The organism is Pseudoxanthomonas sp. LjRoot204_2 (assembly GCF_056175765.1).
This window is the reverse complement of the sequence record NZ_JBGFFG010000642.1, coordinates 1-1,409: the sequence shown is the minus strand read 5'-3', so window position 1 is coordinate 1,409 and position 1,409 is coordinate 1. Positions and strand designations below refer to the sequence as shown.

General features: G+C 66.4%; 2 protein-coding genes. Both read right to left on the bottom strand.

All coding sequences use genetic code 11. The features are described 5' to 3' along the window. Positions 1-702 (bottom strand): iron-containing alcohol dehydrogenase (locus AC04L7_RS18695; RefSeq protein ID WP_475513702.1); only part of this gene is annotated, 702 nt, incomplete at its 3' end. Between the two features lie 123 nt (positions 703-825). Further along, on the bottom strand, positions 826-1,409 hold a 584-nt coding region (locus AC04L7_RS18690), incomplete at its 5' end, for a substrate binding domain-containing protein (RefSeq protein ID WP_475513701.1).

The window sequence follows — 1,409 nt, the reverse complement described above, 5'->3', positions numbered from 1 at the left end:
GTCGTCGGATGTCACCAGCGCCTTGTCCAGCGCCTCGCGCGTCGCCATGGCGGGCGGCCACTTCTGCAGCACCTTCAAGAATCGCTCCAGGCCGCTGGCCGCCATGATCGCGTGCGGGTGCTCCTTCGTCACCTTGCGCATGCCCTCCACCGCATGGTCCATGCCCTTGATGGCGGAGGACAGCAGCAGCGCGCGCGGCGTGTCGAACACGAGCACGGGGTCGATCACGACCACCTTGGGCACCGTCTCGCGCACCGCGTAGCTGCGCTTGAATTTCTCCGGACCGTCCGTCTCGGTGATGCCGAAGTAGTGGGAGAACTCGGAGCCCGACAGCGTTGTCGGCAAGGCCGCGATGGGCAGGTAGCGCCCGGTCTTCTCATGGTGCAGGTGCGATACCGCCTTGGCCGCGTCGAGCACCGATCCGCCCCCCAGCGCCACGATCGACTCGGCCTCGGCGTGAAGGCAGGCGTCGAGGCCGCCTTGCACCGCCACGTCGGGCACATGCGCCGGCAATTCCATGAAGCTGCCCACCGACTGCTTCAGGTTGGGCCGCACGCAATCCTGGTAGAGCTTTGTCAGCGGCTCGACGGTGAACGTCATCGGCCGATGGATGCCGTGGTCGCCGAGCCGTGCCACGGCGCCTTGCAGGATGTGCTGGCCCCAGAAAATGCCGTCTTGCGGCAAGCAATTCAAGTGATTCATCTCGATCGGCCTTGTGGAAGTCAGGGCCGACAAGATAGGTCCTCCACCCGCCGCTCACAAGCCGCTCTTTGCCAGACACAGCGTCCATGTCCGTGGACGACGCCGCTGCGCCCGGCGCACGCTTCACTCGAAGCTGCGGGGATGGTCGAATGCCGTGACCACCGGCATTTCCACAGCGAGAAAATCGACCAGCGAACGCACCGCGGGCAGCAGGCCGGTGCGAAACGGAATCAGCGCCGAGATGCGCGCATCGGCCGCCGACCAGTCGGGCAGCAGTTGCTGCAGGGTCCCGTCCCGGAGCTCCGACCTGCAGATGTAGCCCGGAAGCGCAGCGATGCCCAGGCTGGCGCAGGCCGCCTCCTTCAGCGCGACCATGTTGTTGCTCTGGAAGCGCGGGTCGATGGGCATGGCGAGCTCTTCGCCGTGCGGCCCTTTCAGCTGCCACTGCAACGGACCATTGCGCACCATCGCAACGCTCGCGTGCTGGCCAAGGTCCGCGGGGCTCTCGGGCACACCGCTTTGCGCGAGGTACCCCGGGCTTGCGAACAGGTACCAGGGAACATCGGCCAGCGCGCGCTGCACCAGCGTGGAGTTCTGGAGCGATCCCGTGTGCCCGCGTATCGCCAGATCGAAGCCTTCGCCCACCATGTCCACGTAGCGGTCGGTCGCGATCTCGACGATGCGCACCTTGGGATACCGGTTCAGGA